The sequence below is a fragment of the Streptomyces viridosporus genome, from assembly GCF_002078235.1.
GTDB lineage: Bacteria > Actinomycetota > Actinomycetes > Streptomycetales > Streptomycetaceae > Streptomyces > Streptomyces viridosporus.
Genome location: NZ_MSGP01000763.1, coordinates 1 through 3,587, shown reverse-complemented (window position 1 = coordinate 3,587; position 3,587 = coordinate 1). Strand labels below are relative to the sequence as shown.

Genomic DNA, 3,587 nt, shown 5'->3' with positions numbered 1-3,587 from the left:
CGGGAGGGGCGGGACCCGGAAGCGCTTCCGGGTCCCGCCCCTCCCGCGCACCACCCCTTGACGCCTCCCCGGCACGGGCCTACGTTCCCCCGCGGGAAAGGAAACTTTCCTAACAGTCGCCGACGCGCGCAGGAGGCCGGGTGCCGCACCCCGTGGCAGGAACCGCCGGTACACCGGGCACCCCGCGCGTGCTGCGCGCCATGAACGACCGCGCCGCCCTGGACCTCCTGCTGGAGCACGGGCCGCTGTCGCGCACCCGGATCGGCCGGCTCACCGGACTGTCCAAACCGACCGCCTCCCAGCTCCTGGCCCGTCTGGAGGCCGCCGGACTGGTCCTGGCCACCGGCACCACCGAGGGCCGTCCCGGCCCGGGCGCCCGGTTGTACGGGATCAACCCGGCCGCCGCCCACGTCGCCGGGCTCGACGTCACCCGCGGGCGGATCCGCGCCGCCGTCGCCGACCTCACCGGCCGCACGGTCGGTCGCCACGAGCTGCCCGCCCCCGGCCGCCGCTCCGGCACCCCCGTCGTCCGGCAGGTCACCGACGCCCTGGACGGCGCGGTGCGGGCGGCGGGACTGTCCCGCGCCGACCTCCACCGCCTGGTCATCGGCACCCCTGGCGCCTTCGACCCGCACACCGGGCGCCTGCGCTACGCCTCCCACCTGCCCGGCTGGCACTCCCCGGCGCTGCTCGACGAACTCGCCGCCGCGCTGCCGGTGCCGTGCGCGTACGAGAACGACGTCAACCTGGTCGCCCTCGCCGAGCAGCGCCGGGGAGCGGCCCGGGACCACACCGACTTCGTCCTGCTCTGGAACCAGGAGGGCCTGGGCGCCGCCCTGGTGCTCGGCGGACGGCTGCACCGGGGCTTCACCGGCGGCGCGGGCGAGGTCGGCTTCCTGCCGGTGCCGGGCACGTCCCTGGCCCGCCGGGTCGCCCGGGCGGGCAGCGGCGGCTACCAGGAGCTGGCCGGCTCCCGGGCCGTCCCGGCGCTGGCCCGGGACCTCGGCATGGCGGACGTCCCGCAGGGCCCGCCCGCCGAGGTGGCCGCCGCCCTCCTCGAACGCGCCGCCGCGGCCCCCGACGACGAGGTCCACCACCGGCTCCTGCGGACCTACGCCACCCGCCTGGCCACCGGCCTCGCCTCCCTCGTCTGCGTCCTCGACCCCGCACTCGTCGTCCTGAGCGGCACCGGCCTCACCTCCGGCGGCGAGGTGCTGCGCGCCCTGGTCCAGGCCGAACTGGCGGAACTGGCCGCGCCCCGCCCGCGCCTGGTCCTGGGCGGCGTCCGCGAACACCCCGTGCTGCGCGGCGCGCTGGAGAGCGCGCTGGCGGCCACCCGCGACGAGGTCTTCGACACCTCCCGCTGACCGGCCCGCCGCCGCGCCGGCCGCACGGCGGCGGGGACAGCTCACCCATCCGAGGAGAGGGAAGGACATGAAACTCACCGTCGTCGGCGGAGGTTCGACCTACACGCCCGAACTCATCGACGGATTCGCCCGCCTGAGCGACACGCTCCCCCTCACCGAGCTGGTCCTCACCGACCCGGCGACGGACCGCCTGGACCTGATCGCCCCCCTGTCCCGCCGCATCTTCGCCCGCCGGGGCCATCCCGGCCGGATCACCGCCACCGCCGACCTGGACGCGGCGGTGGACGGCGCCGACGCGGTCCTCCTCCAACTGCGCGTGGGCGGTCAGGCGGCCCGGCTGCAGGACGAGACCTGGCCCCTGGAGTGCGGCTGCGTGGGCCAGGAGACCACCGGGGCCGGCGGCCTGGCCAAGGCGCTGCGCACGGTCCCGGTCGTCCTGGACATCGCCGACCGCGTCCGCCGCGCCAACCCCGACGCCTGGATCATCGACTTCACCAACCCCGTGGGCATCGTCACCCGGGCCCTGCTCCGGGCCGGCCACAAGGCGGTGGGCCTGTGCAACGTGGCCATCGGCCTCCAGCGCAAGTTCGCCGCCCGCCTCGGCACGGACCCCGCCGGCCTCCACCTGGACCACGTGGGCCTGAACCACCTCACCTGGGAGACCGCGGTACGCCTCGGCGGTCCCGGGGGCGAGGACGTCCTCCCCCGCCTCCTCGCCGAGCACGGCGAGGGGATCGCCGCCGACCTGCGTCTGCCCCGCGTCCTCCTGGACCGCCTGGGCGTCGTCCCCTCCTACTACCTGCGCTACTACTACGCCCACGACGAGGTCGTACGGGAGCTGGGCACCAAGCCCTCCCGGGCCGCCGAGGTCGCCGACATGGAACGCCGTCTGCTCGCCCTCTACGCCGATCCCGCCCTGGACGAGAAACCGGCCCTCCTGGCCCGACGCGGCGGCGCCTACTACTCGGAGGCGGCGGTGGACCTCGCCGCCGCCCTCCTGCGCGGTGCCGGGAGCCCCCACCAGGTGGTCAACACCCTCAACCGCGGCACCCTCCCCTTCCTCCCCGACGACGCGGTGATCGAGGTCCAGGCGGCCGTCGGCCCGAAGGGCGCGGTCCCGCTGCCGGTGGCCCCCCTCGACCCCCTCTTCGCGGGTCTGACGGCGAACGTCGCCGCGTACGAGGACCTCGCCCTGGAAGCCGCCCTGCACGGCTCCCGCACCCGCGTCCTGCGCGCCCTCCTCGCCCACCCCCTGATCGCCCAGTACGAGTACGCCGACCGCCTCGCCGACACCCTGATCGCACACAACCGGGAGTACCTCACGTGGGCCTGACCGCGGGCGTCCTGGCCATCGACGCCGGCAACAGCAAGACGGACGTGGCCGTGGTCGCCCCCGACGGCACGGTCCTCGCCACGGCCCGCGGCGAGGGCTTCCGCCCGCCCGCCGTGGGTCTGGACACCGCGATGGCCGCCCTGGCCGCCACCGTCGCCCGGGCCCTCGCCGCCGCCGGCGCGCCCGCCGCGGCCCATGTCTCGGCCTGCCTGGCCAACGCGGACCTCCCCGTCGAGGAACAGCAGCTCACCGAGGCCCTGGAGACCCGTGCCTGGGGCACCACCGTCGAGGTCCGCAACGACACCTTCGCCGTCCTGCGCGCCGGGGTCACCGAACCCCGCGGCGTGGCCGTGGTCTGCGGCGCGGGCATCAACTGCGTCGGCATGCACCCCGACGGCCGCACCGCCCGCTTCCCTGCCCTCGGCCGCATCTCCGGCGACTGGGGCGGCGGTTGGGCCCTGGCCGAGGAGGCCCTCTGGTACGCGGCCCGCGCCCAGGACGGCCGCGGCACCCCCACCGCCCTGGCCCGCGCCCTCCCGGCCCACTTCGGCCTCCCCGACATGCCGGCCCTCATCGAGGCCCTGCACCTGCGCCGCGTCCCTTCGTCCCGCCGCCACGAACTGACCCCGGTGCTCTTCGCCACGGCGGCCGACGGCGACCCCGTCGCCCGCGCGATCGTCGACCGCCAGGCCGACGAGGTCGTCACCATGGCCACGGTCGCCCTGACCCGCCTCGGCCTCCTCGACGAGCGGACCCCCGTCCTCCTGGGCGGCGGTGACGATCCGGGGGACCGCCCTGGGTGCCCGGTCGGCGAGGAGGGCGCGGACGCGGTCGACGAGCCGGGGGTGCCCGGCCGCCAGGACGCTGCCGCCCAGGAGGACGGGGGT

Annotated in this window: 3 protein-coding genes; all 3 read left to right on the top strand. The window is 76.7% G+C overall.

The genetic code is table 11. From position 1 onward, the window contains the following. Positions 1 to 152: 152 nt before the first annotated feature. Positions 153 to 1,367, top strand: coding sequence for an ROK family transcriptional regulator (locus B7L92_RS37245; protein WP_081241550.1), 1,215 nt, complete (start codon positions 153 to 155; stop codon positions 1,365 to 1,367). 67 nt (positions 1,368 to 1,434) lie between these two features. Then, positions 1,435 to 2,700, top strand: coding sequence for a 6-phospho-beta-glucosidase (locus B7L92_RS37240; protein WP_081241549.1), 1,266 nt, complete (start codon positions 1,435 to 1,437; stop codon positions 2,698 to 2,700). After that, a partial coding sequence (locus B7L92_RS37235) for an N-acetylglucosamine kinase (RefSeq protein ID WP_255311337.1) occupies positions 2,691 to 3,587 on the top strand: 897 nt, incomplete at its 3' end. The genes B7L92_RS37240 and B7L92_RS37235, both read left to right, overlap by 10 nt.